At 68.9% G+C, this 17,282-nt stretch carries 16 protein-coding genes and 2 tRNA genes; 9 read left to right on the top strand and 9 right to left on the bottom strand.

All coding sequences use genetic code 11. From position 1 onward, the window contains the following. Positions 1 to 163 precede the first annotated feature (163 nt). Positions 164 to 236 (top strand) — tRNA-Ala (locus ACFVS9_RS10440). A gap of 242 nt (positions 237 to 478) precedes the next feature. On the opposite strand, the gene ACFVS9_RS10435 is transcribed toward ACFVS9_RS10440, so the two are convergent. After that, positions 479 to 1,204 carry a DUF5324 family protein gene (locus ACFVS9_RS10435; protein WP_389931361.1) on the bottom strand — a complete coding sequence of 242 codons (726 nt, stop codon included), beginning with the start codon at positions 1,202 to 1,204 and terminating at the stop codon, positions 479 to 481. Between the two features lie 347 nt (positions 1,205 to 1,551). Between ACFVS9_RS10435 and ACFVS9_RS10430 the strand changes: the two genes are divergently transcribed. Next, positions 1,552 to 2,079 carry a peptidylprolyl isomerase gene (locus ACFVS9_RS10430; protein ID WP_383112753.1) on the top strand — a complete coding sequence of 176 codons (528 nt, stop codon included), beginning with the start codon at positions 1,552 to 1,554 and terminating at the stop codon, positions 2,077 to 2,079. Between the two features lie 139 nt (positions 2,080 to 2,218). After that, positions 2,219 to 3,133, top strand: a complete 915-nt coding sequence (locus ACFVS9_RS10425; protein WP_383112752.1) for a rhomboid family intramembrane serine protease — start codon at positions 2,219 to 2,221, stop codon at positions 3,131 to 3,133. 244 nt (positions 3,134 to 3,377) lie between these two features. Here ACFVS9_RS10425 and crgA read toward each other — a convergent pair whose 3' ends face one another. Continuing rightward, positions 3,378 to 3,632, bottom strand: a complete 255-nt coding sequence (gene crgA, locus ACFVS9_RS10420) for a cell division protein CrgA (RefSeq protein WP_031090433.1) — start codon at positions 3,630 to 3,632, stop codon at positions 3,378 to 3,380. A gap of 178 nt (positions 3,633 to 3,810) precedes the next feature. Here crgA and ACFVS9_RS10415 point away from each other — a divergent pair, with 178 nt between their 5' ends. The 5 genes from ACFVS9_RS10415 (at position 3,811) to ACFVS9_RS10395 (ending at position 7,614) form a co-directional block, all read left to right on the top strand. Continuing rightward, positions 3,811 to 4,536, top strand: coding sequence for a DUF881 domain-containing protein (locus ACFVS9_RS10415; protein WP_389931359.1), 726 nt, complete (start codon positions 3,811 to 3,813; stop codon positions 4,534 to 4,536). A 141-nt stretch (positions 4,537 to 4,677) separates the two neighbouring features. After that, positions 4,678 to 4,860 (top strand): hypothetical protein, encoded by a 183-nt coding sequence (locus ACFVS9_RS10410; protein ID WP_383112750.1) that lies wholly within the window; start codon positions 4,678 to 4,680, stop codon positions 4,858 to 4,860. After that, positions 4,857 to 5,495, top strand: coding sequence for an aminodeoxychorismate/anthranilate synthase component II (locus ACFVS9_RS10405; protein ID WP_383112749.1), 639 nt, complete (start codon positions 4,857 to 4,859; stop codon positions 5,493 to 5,495). The genes ACFVS9_RS10410 and ACFVS9_RS10405 overlap by 4 nt, the downstream gene beginning before the upstream one ends. Continuing rightward, positions 5,492 to 6,859, top strand: a complete 1,368-nt coding sequence (locus ACFVS9_RS10400; RefSeq protein ID WP_389931357.1) for a class E sortase — start codon at positions 5,492 to 5,494, stop codon at positions 6,857 to 6,859. The genes ACFVS9_RS10405 and ACFVS9_RS10400 overlap by 4 nt, the downstream gene beginning before the upstream one ends. A 26-nt stretch (positions 6,860 to 6,885) precedes the next feature. Beyond that, on the top strand, positions 6,886 to 7,614 hold the full coding sequence (locus tag ACFVS9_RS10395; RefSeq protein WP_389931356.1) for a class E sortase: 729 nt from the start codon (positions 6,886 to 6,888) through the stop codon (positions 7,612 to 7,614). 85 nt (positions 7,615 to 7,699) lie between these two features. Here the strand turns inward: ACFVS9_RS10395 and pknB are convergent, their stop codons facing one another. The 6 genes from pknB to ACFVS9_RS10365 form a co-directional block, all read right to left on the bottom strand. Further along, positions 7,700 to 9,691 (bottom strand): Stk1 family PASTA domain-containing Ser/Thr kinase, encoded by a 1,992-nt coding sequence (gene pknB / locus ACFVS9_RS10390; RefSeq protein ID WP_383112746.1) that lies wholly within the window; start codon positions 9,689 to 9,691, stop codon positions 7,700 to 7,702. A 171-nt stretch (positions 9,692 to 9,862) separates the two neighbouring features. Then, positions 9,863 to 11,317, bottom strand: coding sequence for a peptidoglycan D,D-transpeptidase FtsI family protein (locus tag ACFVS9_RS10385; protein WP_389931354.1), 1,455 nt, complete (start codon positions 11,315 to 11,317; stop codon positions 9,863 to 9,865). After that, complete coding sequence (locus ACFVS9_RS10380) at positions 11,314 to 12,714, bottom strand: FtsW/RodA/SpoVE family cell cycle protein (RefSeq protein WP_383112744.1); 1,401 nt, start codon at positions 12,712 to 12,714, stop codon at positions 11,314 to 11,316. The genes ACFVS9_RS10385 and ACFVS9_RS10380 overlap by 4 nt, the downstream gene beginning before the upstream one ends. 21 nt (positions 12,715 to 12,735) lie before the next feature. Beyond that, positions 12,736 to 14,223: a Stp1/IreP family PP2C-type Ser/Thr phosphatase gene (locus ACFVS9_RS10375; protein WP_383112743.1), complete on the bottom strand. Its 1,488-nt coding sequence runs from the start codon at positions 14,221 to 14,223 to the stop codon at positions 12,736 to 12,738. Positions 14,224 to 14,352: 129 nt separating this feature from the next. After that, positions 14,353 to 14,868, bottom strand: a complete 516-nt coding sequence (locus ACFVS9_RS10370; protein ID WP_383112742.1) for an FHA domain-containing protein — start codon at positions 14,866 to 14,868, stop codon at positions 14,353 to 14,355. A 10-nt stretch (positions 14,869 to 14,878) separates the two neighbouring features. Beyond that, positions 14,879 to 15,739, bottom strand: a complete 861-nt coding sequence (locus ACFVS9_RS10365) for an FhaA domain-containing protein (protein WP_383112741.1) — start codon at positions 15,737 to 15,739, stop codon at positions 14,879 to 14,881. A 314-nt stretch (positions 15,740 to 16,053) separates the two neighbouring features. Between ACFVS9_RS10365 and ACFVS9_RS10360 the strand changes: the two genes are divergently transcribed. Next, a tRNA-Leu gene (locus ACFVS9_RS10360) sits at positions 16,054 to 16,136 on the top strand. A 434-nt stretch (positions 16,137 to 16,570) separates the two neighbouring features. On the opposite strand, the gene ACFVS9_RS10355 is transcribed toward ACFVS9_RS10360, so the two are convergent. Then, positions 16,571 to 17,182 carry an FMN-dependent NADH-azoreductase gene (locus ACFVS9_RS10355; RefSeq protein WP_389931352.1) on the bottom strand — a complete coding sequence of 204 codons (612 nt, stop codon included), beginning with the start codon at positions 17,180 to 17,182 and terminating at the stop codon, positions 16,571 to 16,573. Positions 17,183 to 17,282: the final 100 nt, after the last annotated feature.

Raw genomic sequence — 17,282 nt, 5'->3', positions numbered from 1 at the left:
CCCCTTCGCTGCGGCTTCGCTGCTGCGAACCTCGTCGTGCATCTTACGGAGAGGCGTTGCGAGCTGGGAGCCCCAATCCTTTTGCAGGATTCGGGGGGTCACCCGGTACTCTGTTCTGCGTCGGACGTCATGGCATGGACGTGTCCTGTGATGTCCGTTTTCCGGGGCCTTAGCTCAGTTGGTAGAGCGCTGCCTTTGCAAGGCAGATGTCAGGAGTTCGAATCTCCTAGGCTCCACCGGATCAGACCCCTCCGAACTGCGGGAACGCAGCCGGAGGGGTCTTTTTTCATGACGGCCCCGAACACGGATCCGGCATGAGGGGGGTGCCGTGTCCGGGGCGTCACCGGGCCAGGCTCCCGGGGGCTTCGGTTTCACGTGAAACAGGTCACGTGAAACGACGCCCGTGAAACGGCGAGGGCGCCGGAGACCATGAGGTCTTCCGGCGCCTCTCGCAGGCGTCGTTCCCGGACCGGCCGGGTCAGCGGCGCTCGTCGCCGTCGGTGTCGTCCGCCGCGTCGGATCCGGCCTCGGCCTCGTCCTGCTTGGCACGGACCTCCGGATCGAGGTCGGCCCGGCTGCTGCCGTCGACCGACGTGAGCGGGGCGCGGTCGTCGGCCACGTCGGTGGGGGCGGGCGGCTCGACCAGCCAGTCCGGGTTGGCCTGCTTGTCCCACCACTTCCAGGCGGCGAAGGCCCCGCCGGCCAGGGCGCCGAGCACGAGCACTCCCTTGGCGGCCCGTCCTGCCCTGGCCCGGCGCTCATGCTTCCTGACGAGCTTCTGGATCTCCTTGGCCGTGACGTGGCCCCGGAGAGCGGCCAGTGCGGCGGCGCTGCGTGCGGTGGCCTCCTCGGCCACGGGCCGGCTCGCCGCCACCGCTGACTCGACGCGCGGCACGGTGTACTCCGCGGCGGTGCGAGCGGCGCTGCGCGTCCGGACGGCGGCCTTGTGTGCGGCCTCGTCGACCTTGGGCGGCACATGCGTCAGTGCCTGTTCGAGGCGTGGTGCGAGATGTGCGCCGTACTGCACGCGGGCCTGCGCGGCTGCCTTCGACACCTTGGGCGCGAGCCGTGCGCGAGCCTCTTGCGCGTAGTACGCGGCCTGTTCCTTGGCCGTGTCGGCGTAGGGCGCCACCACGTCCGCGGCGTGCTGCGCGCTGTCCTTCGCCGAGTAGGTTGCGGCGCGCACGCTGTCGATGCGGGTCACGGGATCCTCCTCCTTGGTGGCGGGTTGGTACTCCGCCTATCCACCCAATTCGAAATCATGCCCGCTGAGGCGTCGGGCGCCATGCGGGACGGGCATCCGGGTCATGAACGTCATTGTCGGGCAATACGGTGCAAGGGGAGCGTGTCGCCGACGATGCCACGATTCGTGTCGGGCCGCTCCGTTCCACCGGGCACCTGGCGGCACGTATCCCGTAGGAAGTGTGGGAAAAGTGCAGGAAAGCGCGCAACAAGGTGAGTGGCGCCCGTTCCGGGCCTCGGCCGCACAGCGGGAAGGGCGCCCCGTGCGAGGATCGGTGGTCATCAGCGAAGACTTACGGAAGGCAGACCGTGGCCGAGCAGCTTTACGCCACTTTGAAGACCAACCAGGGCGACATCGCGATCCGGCTCCTGCCGAACCACGCCCCCAAGACGGTCAAGAACTTCGTCGAGCTCGCCACCGGCGAGCGCGAGTGGACCAACCCCGGGACCGGCGGGAAGTCCACCGAGAAGCTGTACGACGGGACTGTCTTCCACCGGGTCATCAGCGGTTTCATGATCCAGGGCGGCGACCCGCTGGGCAACGGTACGGGCGGCCCCGGGTACGAGTTCGGCGATGAGTTCCACCCCGACCTCGCCTTCACCAAGCCGTACCTGCTGGCCATGGCCAATGCCGGGCCGGGAACCAACGGTTCGCAGTTCTTCCTGACCGTCTCGCCCACCGCCTGGCTGACCGGCAAGCACACGATCTTCGGCGAGGTGGCCGACGAGGCGGGCAGGAAGGTCGTGGACGCCATCGCCGCGGTCCCGACCAACCCGCGCACCGACCGCCCGCTCCAGGACGTGGTGATCGAGTCGGTCGTCATCGAGACCCGCTGACCCGGCCCGCCGGGCCCGGCGGGCCGCCGCTCCTGTGGGGAACCAACGGCCCCGCTCGTCCGTACTGCTACATAACGGGCGAGCGGGGCGATCGCATGTGTGCCCCCTCCACGGACGAGGACCGAAGGGGCCGTGAGCGATGGACCAGCAGTCGCCGGAAGAGCAGGACGGGCCCGCGGCCGCGGGCGGTCCGCTCACGTGCTACCGGCATCCGGGCAGGGAGACGGGAATCCGCTGCACGCGGTGCGAGCGGCCGATCTGCACGGACTGCATGGTCGAAGCCTCGGTGGGCTTCCACTGCCCTGAATGCGTCCGCGAAGGGGCGGGTACGGGCCACCGCCCCGCGGCGAGCCGGCCGCGGACCCTGGCCGGCGGCAGTGTCGCGGCCGATCCCAGGCTGGTCACGAAGATCCTCATCGGCATCAATCTCGCCGTCTTCGCCGCGGTCCTGATCGCCGAGCGGCAGGGGCACCCGCTGCTCGACGATCTGCTGCTCTTCGGCCGCGCCTACTCGGGCGACCCGTCGACGGGCCTCCAGGGCGTGGCGGAGGGCCAGTGGTACCGCCTGGTGACCTCGATGTTCCTGCACCAGGAGGTCTGGCACATCGCCTTCAACATGCTGGGCCTGTGGTGGCTCGGCGGCCCGCTGGAGGCGGCCCTGGGCCGTGCCCGCTACCTCGCGCTCTACATGCTCTCCGGGCTCGCGGGCAGCGCGCTCACCTACTGGATCGCGAACCCCACGCAGGGATCGCTGGGTGCGTCGGGCGCCGTCTTCGGCCTGCTGGGCGCCACGGCGGTGCTGATGCGCCGCATGAACTACGACATGCGGCCGGTCATCGCGCTCCTCGTGGTGAACCTGATCTTCACCTTCAACCCGTGGGGCGGGATCGCCTGGCAGGCGCACGTGGGGGGACTGGTGGCCGGCACCCTGATCGCGATCGCCATGGTCCACGCACCGCGTGAGCGCCGTGCTCTCGTGCAGTTCGGCACCTGCGCGCTGGTACTGGTCGTGGTCGTGGCGGCGGTCCTCATCAGGACGGCCGCGCTCACCTGAGCGGAATTCGTTGCTCCAGGGGTGGCGGTTGTCCACAGAGCGTGCCGGATCTTGTGCATGACGTGGGGAACAGGTGTGCCCCTTGTCGCTGAACCGGGTCTTCCCAGTCAGGACAAGGGGCATACCGTCTCGCGATGCGTAAGTGTGTAGTCACACCGGCGTCAACCCCGAGGGAAGTTATCCACAGATCGTCTGACCTTTTCCCCCACCTGTGGATAACTCTGTGGGTAACTTCAGGGCAGAGCTACTTCCACTGGGTGGAGACGCCGAAGCCGCCGGCGATGAAGCCGAAGCCGACGACGATGTTCCAGTTGCCCAGGGCGTCGATCGGCAGATCGCCCTCGGTGACGTAGAAGACCACGATCCAGGCCAGGCCGATCAGGAAGAGCGCCAGCATCACCGGCGCCACCCAGCTCCGGTTGGTCAGCTTTATGCTCGTCGACTGCTTCGCCGGCGGAGGCGTGAAGTCTGCCTTCTTGCGGATACGTGACTTCGGCACGAGGGACTCTCCTGTCGATGCGCTGCGTGACCGCGCAGGGATCTGTGGCTGGCGCCGGGGCGCGAGGGGGAATGCTGCCTCCCCGGGGCGTCCGTTAGCGTAGTGCTTCCGTGGCGCCTAAGGAGATAAGGGTACGTTGAGCAATTCTGCCGACTCCCCTCGAGGTCGGGCCCGGCGCATGCCCCGATGGCCGGTCCAGGGCCTCACCGCTGCCGTTTTCGCGCTCGCCGGACTGATCTTCGTCACCAGCGCCAACACGGCCAAGGGGACCGATATCCGGACCGACTCCTCCCTGCTGAAGCTGTCCGACCTCATCCAGCAGCGCAGCGAGAAGAACGCGGAGCTGGACGAATCCACCGCTTCCGTGCGCGCGGACATCGACACCCTCGCCCGGCGCGACGACGGGAGCACCCGTGCCGAGGACGCCGAGCTCGACGCCCTGGAGAAGGCGGCGGGCACCACGGAGGTCACCGGCGGCGCGCTCTCCGTCACGCTGAACGACGCCCCGCCCAACGCCACGGCCAATCCCGGATACCCCGATCCGCAGCCCAACGACCTGGTCATCCACCAGCAGGACCTTCAGGCCGTCGTCAACGCCCTCTGGGAAGGCGGCGCCCGCGGGATCCAGGTGATGGACCAGCGGCTGATCTCCACCAGCGCCGTGCGCTGCGTCGGCAACACCCTGATCCTCCAGGGGCGGGTCTACTCACCTCCCTACAAGGTCACCGCGGTCGGCGACCGCGGGAAGCTCAGGAAGGCGCTCGACGACTCCACGGCGATCCAGAACTACCAGCTGTACGTGAAGGCGTACGGGCTGGGCTGGAAGGTCGAGGAGGACGACAAGCACACGCTTCCCGGCTATTCGGGCACGGTCGACCTCCACCACGCACAGCCTGTGGACTGACCCGCGGGAAGCCCCGGCCGGGGTGCGCCGCGCCCTGCGCGCGGGACTGTGACGCTCGCCCGCCGGGGCGGCTTTCCACAGCTGACCCACGTCCGAGCCCCGGCCGTTTAGTCTGGTGCCGTACCGAATGGAGGCAACAGCATGTACGGCTGGATCTGGCGGCATCTGCCGGGCAACGTATGGGTGCGGGGCTTCATCTCGCTCGTGCTCGCCCTGGCCGTTGTCTACGCGCTCTTCCAGTACGTCTTCCCCTGGGCGGAGCCACTGCTCCCGTTCGGTGATGTGACGGTGGACGGCCAAGGCGGAGCGGGAGCCGGTCGGTGAGCGCGCGCATTCTCGTCGTCGACAACTACGACAGCTTCGTGTTCAACCTCGTCCAGTACCTCTACCAGCTCGGCGCCGAGTGCGAGGTGGTGCGGAACGACGCGGTGACCACGGCGCACGCGGACGACGGATTCGACGGGGTCCTGCTGTCGCCCGGACCCGGCACGCCCGAGCAGGCGGGTGTCTGCATCGAGATGGTGCACCACTGCGCGCGGAGCGGCGTTCCGGTCTTCGGCGTCTGTCTGGGGATGCAGTCGATGGCCGTGGCCTACGGCGGGGTGGTGGGCCGGGCTCCCGAGCTGCTGCACGGCAAGACCTCCCCCGTACTGCACGAGGGCAAGGGCGTGTTCGCCGGTCTGCCCTCGCCGTTCACCGCGACGCGGTACCACTCGCTCGCCGCTGAGCCGGACACGGTGCCGCCCGAGCTGGAGGTGACCGCGCGCACTGCCGACGGCATCATCATGGGGCTGCGCCACCGCGAACAGGCGGTGGAGGGTGTGCAGTTCCACCCCGAGTCGGTCCTCACGGAGCACGGCCACCTCATGCTCGCCAACTGGCTGGAGCAGTGCGGTGACGCGGGCGCCGTCGCGAGATCGGCGGGGCTGGCCCCGGTGGTGGGCAAGGCCGCCGCGTGACCTCACTCCGCCCCCACGCCGGCCAGGAAGGCCCGTACGAGCAGGGAGCGTACGAGCCCGACGGGGCGTTCGAGGCGGCGGTGGAGCAGCTCGCGGACCCGCTGAACGACCCCCTGCCGGCGCGGCACGCTTCACCCTGGACCGGGGCGGAGGCCGGCCCGGCGGGCAGCGAGGTGCCGCAGACGCCCCGGACGGCCGCTCAGGCGCCCGCGGACCCCGAGGGTGAGTGGTACGACCCGGAGGGCTATCAGAGGGACTGGTACGGCCAGCAGGGGCCGGAGGCGGGTCCCGCGTCGGCCACCGTCCGGGGGAGCGCGGTGATACCCGGTCCCCCGCCGGGAACGTCCGGCCCGGTGCCGTCCGCTCCGGCGCCCGTTCCGGGGCCGTCCGAGCCCGGCCCCGCCCCCGTGCGCCCGGCACGTGAGGCCGGTCCCGTCCTGAACGACGAGACGGTCGCCCTGCGGACCGCCGGTACGCCGGACCCGTCGCGGCCGGCCGGGCCGGAGGACGCGCGGGACGCCGACCCCGAGCCGCTGCCGACCGGCGGCCGGGCCGAGCGCAGGCGCGCGGCCAAGGGACGCGGAAGACGCCGGGCCGAGCCCCGGCGCGGCACGGAGACGGCGGCCGGGACGGCGACGCCCGCGGTCCCCATGTCACGCCTGGAGGCCCGCCGCGCGGCCCGTGCCGCCAAGGACAGCCCCGCCGTCGTCGCCAGCAGGGTCGTAGGCGAGGTGTTCATCACCTTCGGCGTGCTGATGCTCCTGTTCGTCACCTACCAGCTGTGGTGGACGAACGTCCGCGCCGACCAGATCGCCGGCCGCGAGACGAACAAGATCCAGGACGACTGGGCGAGCGGTGAGCGGAGTCCGGGCGTCTTCGAGCCCGGCAAGGGATTCGCCATCATGCACATTCCCAAGCTGGACGTGGTCGCGCCGATCGCCGAGGGCATCAGCAAGGAGAAGGTCCTGGACCGCGGCATGGTCGGCCACTACGGCGAGGGCACGCTGAAGACCGCGATGCCCTCGGCGAAGCAGGGCAACTTCGCCGTGGCGGGTCACCGCAACACCCACGGTGAGCCCTTCCGTTACATCAACAAGCTGAAGCCGGGCGATCCGATCGTGGTCGAGACGCAGGACGCCTACTACACGTACGAGATGACCAGCATCCTTCCGCAGACGTCTCCTTCCAACGTGGCCGTGATCGACGAAGTGCCCCCGGGATCGGGGTTCACCGGGCCGGGCAGGTACATCACGCTGACGACCTGCACGCCGGAGTTCACGAGTACGTACCGAATGATCGTGTGGGGCAAAATGGTCGACGAACGGCCGCGCAGCGAGGGGAAGCCCGACGCGCTCGTCGGCTGAACATCATCACGACAGGGGCGGGTGCGGTGGCAGCGAGGACCGAGGACGAAGAGCGCACCGACGAACAGGCGGTCCCGGTGCCGCGGAGGAGCCGCCATCCCGTCGCGACGGCGGTGAGCCTCTTCGGCGAACTGCTGATCACCGCGGGGCTGGTGCTGGGCCTGTTCGTCGTCTACTCGCTGTGGTGGACCAACGTGCTCGCCGACCGTGAGGCCGACAAGCAGGGCAACACCGTCCGCGACCGCTGGGCGGGCGGCCCGGGCGAGCTGGACACCAGGGACGGGATCGGCTTCCTCCACGTACCCGCCATGAAGAACGGCGAGGTGCTGGTCAAGAAGGGCACCGACACGGGGACGCTGAACAACGGCATCGCCGGCTACTACACCGAACCCGTGAAGTCGGCCCTCCCCTCCGAGGGCGAGGGGAACTTCGCGCTCGCGGCGCACCGGGACGGGCACGGCGCCAAGTTCCACAACATCGACAAGGTGAAGAAGGGCGACGCGGTCGTCTTCGAGACCAAGGACACCTGGTACGTCTACAAGGTCTTCGCGGAGCTGCCCGAGACGTCGAAGTTCAACGTGGACGCCATCGCCCCCGTGCCCAAGGAGTCGGGCGTGAAGAAGGCGGGCCACTACATCACGCTGACCACCTGCACCCCCGTCTACACGTCGAACTACCGCTACATCGTGTGGGGCGAGCTGGTGCGGACCGAGAAGGTGGACCGCGACCGTACGAAGCCCGTGGAGCTGCGCTAGCCGGCACCGTCGACGTACGACAGGGCCCCGGCCACCTCAGCTGAGGTGACCGGGGCCCTGTTCCGTTCCTGTGGTGCCGCGCGGGTCAGTTCGACCGGCCGGACTGGCCGCCGAAGAAGTTCCCGTCGCCGCCCCCGTCCGAACCGCCGATGGTGGTCAGGGTGACCGTCTGGCCCTTGGGGACCTGTGCGTTGGCCCCGGGGTCGGCGTTCATCACCAGGGCGTTCGGCTTGTCCGAGGAGTTGGGCGCGAGTGCGACCACGAGGCCCATGCCTTCGAGCGTGGACTTCACCTGCTGGTACCTCTTGCCGATGATGTCACCGGGGATGGTGACCTGCTCCGGCTGGGCGGGGCCCTTGGAGACCTTGAGGACGATCTGGACGTCCTTTGCCTGCTTGCTCGGGCCTTCCGGGGTCTGGCCGACGACCATGTCCTGCGGCTGGTCCGAGTCCACGTCCTGGCGGACGATGTTGGTGAAGCCGATGCCCCTGAGCTGGGCCTCCGCCTCGGCGTAGGACCGGTTGACGGCCGGCAGGTCGAGCAGGGACTCCTTGGCCACGGTGATCGTGACCTCACCGTCCTTCTCGACCTTGGACCCGCCCTCCGGGTCCTGGGCGATGACCGTGTCCGGCGTCTTGTCGGACTCGGCCGTCTTGACGTTCACCGTGAAGCCCTTGGCCTCCAGGGCCTTGCGGGCGCTGTCCTGGGACTTCTCCAGGACGTCGGGGACCTCGACCTTGGGGGCGCCGGTGGAGACGACGACCGTGACGGTCTCGCCCTTCGCCATCTGCTCGTCCGAGGACGGGGACTGGCTGCAGATCTGGTCCTTCTGCTGCTTTTCGCAGGGCTCCTTGGAACCGACCTTCAGGACGACCTCGGAGTTGAGCGCGAGCTTCTCCGCCTGCTCGACCGTCGAACCGACCATGTTCGGCACGTCGACCTTGTCGTTGGTGTTGTCGGCGGAGCTGAAGACCGTGCGGCCGATCAGGATCGCCCCGATCAGCACCAGTACGCCGGCGACGACCAGGAGGATCGTCGAGGTGTTGCTCTTCTTCTGCCGACGGCGGTCCGGGCGGTCGTCGTAGCCGTAGCCGCCGTCGTCCGGATTCACCGGGGGCAGCATGGACGTCTGGGCGCCCGCGTCCGTGGGCCGCATGGCCTGCGTCGGCTGGTCGTTCCCGTAGCCGTCGTACCCGCCGTAGCCCGCCGCGCCCATGGCCGCGGTGGCGGCGACCGGCTGGCCGTCGAGGCAGGCCTCGATGTCCGCCCGCATCTCGTCGGCCGACTGGTAGCGGTAGTCCGGGTCCTTGGTCAGCGCCTTCAGGACGATGGCGTCCATCTCGGGCGTGATCTCGGGGTCGAAGTTGCTCGGAGGCTGCGGTTCCTCGCGCACGTGCTGGTACGCGACCGCGACGGGCGAGTCACCGACGAACGGGGGCCGGACCGCGAGCAGCTCGTAGAGCAGGCAGCCCGTGGAGTACAGGTCGGAGCGTGCGTCGACCTGCTCGCCCTTGGCCTGCTCCGGGGAGAGGTACTGGGCGGTCCCGATGACCGCGGCGGTCTGGGTCATCGTCATGCCGGAGTCGCCCATGGCGCGGGCGATGCCGAAGTCCATGACCTTGACCTGGCCGGTGCGCGTCAGCATGACGTTCGCCGGCTTGATGTCGCGGTGGACGATCTGGGCGCGGTGCGAGTACTCCAGCGCCTGGAGGATCCCGACGGTCATCTCCAGCGTCCGCTCCGGCAGCAGCTTACGGCCGGAGTGCAGGAGCTCCCTGAGCGTCGACCCGTCGACGTACTCCATCACGATGTACGGGATGGAGACCCCGTCGACGTAGTCCTCGCCGGTGTCGTAGACGGCGACGATCGCGGGGTGGTTGAGCGAGGCGGCCGACTGGGCCTCACGGCGGAACCGGGCCTGGAAGGACGGGTCGCGGGCGAGGTCGGCCCGCAGCGTCTTCACAGCTACGGTGCGGCCGAGCCGGGTGTCGTGCGCGAGGTAGACCTCGGCCATGCCACCACGGCCGAGCACCGAGCCCAGCTCGTACCGGCCGCCGAGGCGACGCGGCTCTTCCATAACTGATCCAGCCCTCTCCGTCAGTCCCGACCGCACCCGTGTGTGGTCCGGCGGTGCGCTGTTCGCGCTTACGCTACCGGGCGCGCCCGGCGTGATCGGCCCGCACCCGTCAGCTGATATCCGACCGGTATCCCAATGTGCTGGTGTGGACAGAAGTTGTGACGGGTGTCACTACTTTCCGTCGAGTACCGCCTTCATCACGCTCTTGGCGATCGGTGCGGCCAGACCGCCACCCGAGATGTCGTCCCGGTTGGCGTTGCCGTCCTCGACCACCACGGCGACGGCGACCGGGGAGCCGCTGTCGGTCTTGGCGTACGAGATGAACCAGGCGTACGGCTTCTCGCTGTTGTTGAGGCCGTGCTGTGCGGTGCCGGTCTTGCCACCGACGGTGACGCCGTCGATCTGCGCGTTGGTTCCCGTGCCGTCCGCGACCACGGTCTCCATCATCTGCTGCACCTTCTGGGCGTTCTCCGCCGAGAGGGGCCGGCTGAGCTGCTCCTTCTCGTGCGTGTAGATGACGTCCAGGTTGGGTGCCTGGCGCTGGGCGACCATGTACGGCTGCATGAGCTTGCCGTCGTTGGCGATCGCGGAGGCCACCATGGCCATCTGGAGGGGCGTGGCGCGGTTGGACGCCTGGCCGATGCCCGCCATGGCGTTCTGCGGCTGGTTGTCCTTGGGGTAGACGCTGGCGTCGGCCCGGACCGGGGTGAAGACCTCTTTGTTGAAGCCGAACTTGTCGGCCTGCTCGATCATCTTCCCGTTGCCGAGGTCGTCGCTCATCTTGCCGAAGACGGTGTTGCAGGACCAGCGCAGGGCTTCCCGGAGCGAGGCGTCCTCGCAGGGGATGTTGCCCTCGTTCTGCAGCAGGTTGGTCGACAGGGGGAGCCGCCAGGGCAGCGGGGAGTCCGTCTTGGCGTCGATGTCGGTGTAGAGGCCGTTCTCCAGCGCCGCGGCCGCCGTGACGACCTTGAACGTCGAGCCGGGCGGGTAGGTCTCGCGCAGCGCCCGGTTCAGCATCGGCTTGTCCTTGTCGTCAAGGAGCTTCTGCCGGGCGTCGGAGTCCTTCATGGAGTTGCCCGCGAAGACCGAGGGGTCGTACGAGGGTGTGCTGGCCAGCGCCAGGATGGCGCCGGTCTGCGGGTCGAGCGCGGCGACGGCGCCCTTCCTGTCGCCCAGCCCCTCGAAGGCGGCCTTCTGGGCGGCGCCGTCGAGGGTGGTGACGATGTTCCCGCCGGTCTTCTTCTCACCGGTGAACATCGACAGGGTGCGGTCGAAGAACAGCTGGTCGCTGTTGCCGGTGAGGATGCCGTCCTCGATGCTCTCCAGCTGCGAGGAGTCGAAGGCCTGCGAGGAGTAACCGGTGACGGGCGCCCACATGGGGCCGTTCTTCCAGACACGCTTGTAGGTGAAGTCGCTGTCCGTCGTCTCGACGGAGCCCGTGACGGGCTCGCCGTCGACGATGATGTTGCCGCGCTCGTGGGCGTAACGCTCGATCTGCACCCGGCGGTTGTGCTCGTTCGCGTTGAGCTCGTCGGCGCGGACGTACTGGATGTAGTTGGTGCGGACGAGCAGGGCCAGGACGAGGATCCCGCAGAAGAGCGCGATCCTGCGCAGCGGCTTGTTCACGGTCGGACCACCTGGGTCATCTCGGCGTCCGGGGACGGTGCGGGTGCCGGGGCGGGACGCCGGGCCGTGTCGCTGATTCTGATCAGGATGCCGATGAGCGCCCAGTTGGCGATGACGGACGAACCGCCGGCCGCCATGAACGGCATGGTCATACCGGTCAGCGGGATGAGTCCCATGACACCGCCGGCGACGACGAAGACCTGGATGGCGAAGGAGCCGGAGAGGCCGATCGCGAGGAGCTTGCCGAAGGGGTCCCGGGCGGCCAGCGCGGTACGGACGCCGCGCTCGACGATCAGGCCGTAGACGAGCAGGACCGCCATCATCCCGGCCAGCCCGAGCTCCTCACCGACGGTGGCGAGGATGAAGTCGGAGTTGGCGGCGAAGCCGATCAGGTCGGAGTTGCCCTGGCCGAGGCCGGTGCCGAGGGTGCCGCCCGAGCCGAAGGCCATGAGGGACTTGGCCATCTGCTCACTGGCCGCCTCCTTGCCCCAGCCCGCGAACGGGTCGAGCCACGCGGTGACGCGGTCCTGGACGTGCGGCTCGAACGTGGCCACACCGACCGCTCCGGCCCCGGACATCAGGAGGCCGAAGACGATCCAGCTGGTGCGTTCGGTGGCGACGTACAGCATGACGACGAACATGCCGAAGAACAGCAGCGAGGATCCCAGGTCGGTCTCGAAGACCAGGATCAGGATCGAGAACGCCCAGACCATGAGGATCGGGCCCAGGTCACGGCCGCGGGGCAGGTAGAGCCCCATGAAGCGGCGGCTGGCGAGAGCCAGGGCATCCCGCTTGACCATGAGGTAGCCGGCGAAGAACACCGCGATGATGATCTTGGCGAACTCTCCCGGCTGGATCGTGCCGACGCCAGGGATCTTGATCCAGATCTTGGCGCCGTTCACGGCGGGGAAGAACATCGGGAGGATCAGCAGGAACAGCGCCACGAGCATGGAGATGTAGGTGTAGCGCTGAAGGATGCGGTGGTCCTTGAGAGCGATCAGGACGACCACCATCAGGGCCACGCCCGCCGCCGAGAACATCAGCTGCTTGGAGGCGGCGGGGGCGAACGTCTTGAGTGCCTGGAACCGCTCCGACTGGTCCAGCCGCCAGATGATGGCCAGGCCCAGCCCGTTCAGCAGGGTCGCCATCGGAAGCAGCAGCGGGTCCGCGTACGGAGCGAATCTCCGCACCGCGAGGTGTGCCACACCGCCGAGCAGCGCGAGGCCCAGGCCGTATCCGAGCATGCCGGCGGGCAGCTCGCCGTTGAGGGCGAGGCCCACGTTGGCGTACGCGAACACCGAGATCAGAACGGCGAAGGCGACCAGTACCAGCTCGGTGTTACGGCGGCTCGGTGCGTCGATCGCGCCGATGGTGGTCGTGTTGGTGACAACGCTCATGTGCTGAAGGCCCCCTACGGCTTACTGCTTACCGCACTGCAGGGCCAGCTTCTTCTCTTCCTCCGAGAGGCTGGGGCCGGGAGTGGGAGTCGCGGTGTTGGTTCCCTTGGAGGGAGACGTGGCGGAAGTGCTGTCGGCGGCGTCGCCGGCCTTGTCCTGGTCCTTGGCGGCGTTGGCGTCCGCCTCGGCCGCGCGGCGCTGTGCGTCCTTCTTGCAGGCGGAGGCCTGTGCGTCGAGCTCGCTGATCTTCTTGCGGGCGTCGGTGAGGTTGCCCTGGGAGATGGTCGCCTCGACCTGCTTGCGCCAGTAGGGCGGGAGGTATTTCAGCTCGATCTTGGTGTTCTCCTCGACCTTCGAGAGGGACACCCACGCCAGGTCCTGGCTGATCCCGCGGTACAGCGCGACGTTGTCGTCCTTCGCGCCCACGTAGAACTGGGTCTGGGTCCAGCGGTACCCGCCGTAGACGCCACCGCCGACGACGGCCAGCGCGAGCACGATGTAGAACGACCGTTTCAGCCACCGGCGTCCGCCGCGGGGCTTGACGAAGTCGTCGTCCGCGTACGCGTTGAAGGCGCCGTCGGGACCGGAGCCGTAGCCCGCGTCGTCGCCGCTGCCGGGAGGGCCGAAGCTTCCGGCCTGGGGCGGCACGGGGCGGCCGAGGCCTGCCGCGCGTCCCGCGGGCGTCTCCATGCCCCGCCCGTCGTTCGCCTGCGCGGCCTGGTTCTCGGCGACGGCACCGACGACGACCGGGGTGTCGCTGAGCTGACCGGCCAGGGTGTCGTTGCTGTCGACGTCCAGGACGTCGGCGACGATGCAGGTGATGTTGTCGGGACCGCCGCCCCGCAGGGCGAGCTGGATGAGGTCCTGGATGGTCTCCTGCGGGCCCTGGTAGCTGGCCAGCGTCTCTTCCATCGTCTGGTGCGAGACCACGCCGGAGAGACCGTCCGAGCAGATCAGGTAGCGGTCACCGGCGCGGACCTCCCGAACGGAGAGATCGGGCTCCACGTGGTCGCCGCTGCCCAGGGCCCGCATCAGCAGGGAGCGCTGCGGGTGGGTGGTGGCCTCCTCCTCGGTGATCCGGCCCTCGTCCACGAGGCGCTGCACCCAGGTGTGGTCCTGGGTGATCTGCGTCAGGACGCCGTCACGCAGGAGGTAGGCCCGGGAGTCGCCGACGTGGACGAGGCCCAGGCGCTGACCGGTCCAGAGCAGGGCGGTGAGCGTCGTGCCCATGCCCTCCAGCTGGGGGTCCTCCTCGACCATGACGCGCAGCTGGTCGTTGGCCCGCTGCACCGCCGTACCGAGCGAGGTGAGGATGTCGGATCCCGGGACGTCGTCGTCGAGCTGGACGAGCGTGGAGATCACCTCGGAGCTGGCGACCTCGCCGGCCGCCTGGCCGCCCATGCCGTCGGCGATGGCGAGAAGGCGGGGGCCGGCGTAGCCGGAGTCCTCGTTGCCTTCCCGGATCATGCCCTTGTGCGATCCGGCGGCGAAGCGCAGGGACAAGCTCATGCGCACCTCGCCCGTCGGTTCGGGGTACAGCCGGTCTCGAGCCACACTGCCCACCCTCCGGTCGGGAGCCGGGCCGGGTCCATCGTCAGGACCGCCGCGGCTCGCTCGCTCCGCTCGCTCATTGTCGTACTACTTCCGCAGCTCGATGACGGTCTTGCCGATGCGGATCGGCGCGCCCAGCGGAACAGGTGTCGGGGTGGTGAGCCGGGTCCGGTCGAGATAGGTGCCGTTGGTGGACCCGAGGTCCTCGACGATCCACTGGCCGTCACGGTCCGGGTAGATCCTGGCATGCCTGCTGGACGCGTAGTCGTCATCCAGCACGATCGTTGAGTCGTGCGCCCGGCCCAGGGTGATGGTCTGGCCCTGGAGGGCGACGGTGGTGCCGGTGAGAGTGCCTTCGGAGACGACCAGCTTGGTGGGCGCACCGCGGCGCTGGCGCCCGGACTGCTGGCGCTGCTGAGGCGGCGCCGCCTGCTGTTGGCGCGTCTGCTGCGGGCGCGTCTCAGCGGCAGTGCGGCGTGAGCCGCGCTGCGTGACACGCGTACCGAACAGGTCGCTGCGAATGACCTGGACGGCCACGATTACGAATAGCCACAGAACAGCCAGGAAACCTAGCCGCATGACCGTCAGGGTCAGCTCTGACATTGCCCCCGCTTCACCCTTCGGCTTGCCGGTAAACGATGGTGGTGCTGCCCACGACGATCCGCGAGCCGTCGCGGAGCGTAGCGCGGGTGGTGTGCTGCCCGTCCACCACGATGCCGTTGGTAGACCCGAGGTCCTGGATCGTCGAGGGCGTTCCGGTCCGGATCTCACAGTGCCGGCGCGATACGCCGGGGTCGTCGATCCGCACGTCGGCTTCGGTGCTTCGTCCCATCACCAAGGTCGGACGGGAGATCTGATGCCGGGTGCCGTTGATCTCGATCCAGCGCCGCACCTGGGCGTCCGGCATGGGGCCGGACGAGGCGGGCGGGCGCCAGTCGCCGGAGGCTCCGCCCGAGCGCCCGGGGGCGCTCTGAGGCGGGGACGGGGGCATGGGCGGAGCGGATGCCGGCGGGTAGCCGTAACCGCCCTGCCCCTGCGGGGAGGGCCTGCTCGGCTGGGCCTGAGGAGCGGGACCGCTCTGCGGGCCCTGCTGTGACGAACTCGATGCCAGGGTCCGGCTGCGTACGCGGTAGAGACCCGTGTCGAGGTCGTCCGCCTTCTCCAGGTGAACCTTGATGGGTCCCATGAAGGTGTAGCGCTGCTGCTTGGCGTAGTCGCGCACGAGGCCGGACAGCTCGTCGCCCAGCTGACCCGAGTACGGGCTGAGCCGCTCGAAGTCAGGGGTGCTCAGCTCGACGATGAAGTCGTTGGGTACGACCGTCCGCTCGCGGTTCCAGATCGTCGCGTTGTTGTCGCACTCCCGCTGGAGGGCTCCCGCGATCTCGACCGGCTGCACCTCGGACTTGAAGACCTTGGCGAAGGTGCCGTTGACCAGACCTTCGAGACGCTGCTCGAAACGCTTCATGACTCCCATGGGGCACCTCCTCCGGTGTCGTCATCCCTGTACTGCTTACTGATCGTATCCACGCGTCGGGAAATCGGCTGGTTCCCCTTGTCTGCACAGTGGATGAGTGTCACCTCTCACACGGATCGTAGAGGTGGCCTCCTGACAGTGTCCCGCACTCCGGGTGCACTCAGGAGGAGTGGGGGAGGGCTTTCCGCGTTCCCGGTTCCCGTCGTGAGTCCGGCGAAACAACGGATGTGAATCCACCCTGTCCAGCGTGCTAATCTTCGGATGTCGCCAGGCGCTCACACCACACGGTGAGAGAGTCTGAAAACACCACTCTTGCGCGAGTGGCGGAACGGCAGACGCGCTGGCTTCAGGTGCCAGTGTCCTTAGGGACGTGGGGGTTCAAATCCCCCCTCGCGCACAACAGGTAGTCGCTTGCGACCGCCGGGTTGGTTCGACAGAACCCCCGCACCGGAGAGATCCGGTGCGGGGGTTCTTCGTTGTGCGGATCGTTCCGGTTGCCCGGGGCTCGGCGTGATCGGGCCGCCTTGATGTCTCCGTGTGGTCAGGCGGCGCTCGGTACCGCCGTGCGCTCGGGCCCCATCGTTCCGGTTCGGTGACCTGATGCGGTGTGCTTTCCGGGGTGAGGCGCACCTGAGGGGCACTCTCCTGCCTCCGGGGCTGCCGGTTTCGGGAGAGCGCCCCGGGGGCGTCGCGACGAGCTGGATCTTGTGGTGGGCGCTGTGATGAACCACGCATCGAGTACGAAGGCGTGTTCAGGGGGTTGGCTGTTTCACGTGAAACGTCGGGTCCGCACCAAAGAGACGTTTCGTGCGCGCGCGGCGGAGGGCTGCGTCAGGCGGCGAGGCGCGCGGCGAGGGTCTTTGCCTTCTCCGCCGCGTCTGCGAGTGCCCGAGTGCGGGAGGCGTCGGCGAGGGGGGTCAGCTCGGCCATCTCGGGCTTCGAATGGGCCAGGGTCAACTCCGGGACGATGAAGTCCACTTCGGCCCCGAGCATGCCGCTGAGCACCTTCTCCAGGTAGTTCTGGACGAACTCGAAGTCCTCGCGCGGGGTGCCGGGGGCGTACGAACCGCCGCGGCTGGCCACCACGGTGACGGGCGTGCCCGCGACGGGGCCCTCGGGGCCCGCGTTGTGGCCGACGATGATCACCTGATCCAGCCACGCCTTCAGGGTGGACGGGATGGAGAAGTTGTACATCGGTGCGCCGATGAGTACGGCGTCCGCGGCGACGAGCTCGGCGGACAGCTCCGCGCGCAGGGCGTCCTCGGCGCCGGCGGCCACGGCCGAGGCGTCCAGGTGGGGCAGGGGGGCGGCGGCGAGATCCCGGTACACGACCTGGCCGTCGGGGTGCTGCTCACGCCAGGCCGCGACGAAGGCGGCGGTGACTTCCCGGGACGTGGAGCCCTGGGGGAAGACGGCGGAGTCGAGGTGCAGGAGCGTGGCCATGGGGATCTCCGTAGGGGTCGGAATTCGAAGGTGAAGCTCTCCGTGGGCTCTCGGGCGGAGCTGCCGGGGTGGGTGAGCCCGAGGCCAACCTTCAGTGCGT

Source organism: Streptomyces sp. NPDC058008 (genome assembly GCF_042886395.1).
In the GTDB taxonomy this organism is placed as follows: domain Bacteria; phylum Actinomycetota; class Actinomycetes; order Streptomycetales; family Streptomycetaceae; genus Streptomyces.
This window is presented reverse-complemented; position numbering and strand designations above follow the sequence as displayed.

Bases quoted from the DNA above. Each gene is read 5' to 3' on its own strand.
- pknB (WP_383112746.1), bottom strand. From the start codon at position 9,691: ATGGAAGAGCCGCGTCGCCTCGGCGGCCGGTACGAGCTGGGCTCGGTG.
- ACFVS9_RS10355 (WP_389931352.1), bottom strand. From the start codon at position 17,182: ATGGCCACGCTCCTGCACCTCGACTCCGCCGTCTTCCCCCAGGGCTCC.
- ACFVS9_RS10370 (WP_383112742.1), bottom strand. From the start codon at position 14,868: ATGTCAGAGCTGACCCTGACGGTCATGCGGCTAGGTTTCCTGGCTGTT.
- ACFVS9_RS10365 (WP_383112741.1), bottom strand. From the start codon at position 15,739: ATGGGAGTCATGAAGCGTTTCGAGCAGCGTCTCGAAGGTCTGGTCAAC.
- ACFVS9_RS10375 (WP_383112743.1), bottom strand. From the start codon at position 14,223: ATGAGCTTGTCCCTGCGCTTCGCCGCCGGATCGCACAAGGGCATGATC.
- ACFVS9_RS10410 (WP_383112750.1), top strand. From the start codon at position 4,678: ATGTACGGCTGGATCTGGCGGCATCTGCCGGGCAACGTATGGGTGCGG.
- ACFVS9_RS10425 (WP_383112752.1), top strand. From the start codon at position 2,219: ATGGACCAGCAGTCGCCGGAAGAGCAGGACGGGCCCGCGGCCGCGGGC.
- ACFVS9_RS10415 (WP_389931359.1), top strand. From the start codon at position 3,811: ATGCCCCGATGGCCGGTCCAGGGCCTCACCGCTGCCGTTTTCGCGCTC.
- ACFVS9_RS10380 (WP_383112744.1), bottom strand. From the start codon at position 12,714: ATGAGCGTTGTCACCAACACGACCACCATCGGCGCGATCGACGCACCG.